A 324-nucleotide genomic window follows, 5' to 3' on the forward strand; every position below is an offset into this window, starting at 1 on the left:
GTCCCGAGGTAGAGAGCCGCGATCGTCACCACGACCATGGCAAGTCCCGTCGCCATGGCGAAGATAAATTGCGGCCGGATGCCCATCAGCCCTGCTGTCACCGGATCGTCCGAGGTTGCCCGGAAGGCGCGGCCGACGGACGTGCGATAGATCAGCTGGTTGAGACAGACGATGACGGCGACCGCCGAAAAGAAGGTCATCAGCGGCATGATGCCGGCGGTGACGGGGCCCAAATTCACGGAGGCGCTTTCGAGGCTGCCGGCAAAGACGCGGCGGCTATCGGCGGAAAAACCTTCGAGCAAGCCGTTCTGGATGACGATCGAC

General features: G+C 63.0%; 1 protein-coding gene. It reads right to left on the bottom strand.

From position 1 onward, the window contains the following. Positions 1-324: ABC transporter permease subunit (locus AF337_RS16025; protein ID WP_425287892.1), on the bottom strand; the 324-nt coding region annotated here is incomplete at both ends.

It is taken from the genome of Rhizobium ecuadorense (genome assembly GCF_001187535.1).
Lineage (GTDB): Bacteria > Pseudomonadota > Alphaproteobacteria > Rhizobiales > Rhizobiaceae > Rhizobium > Rhizobium ecuadorense.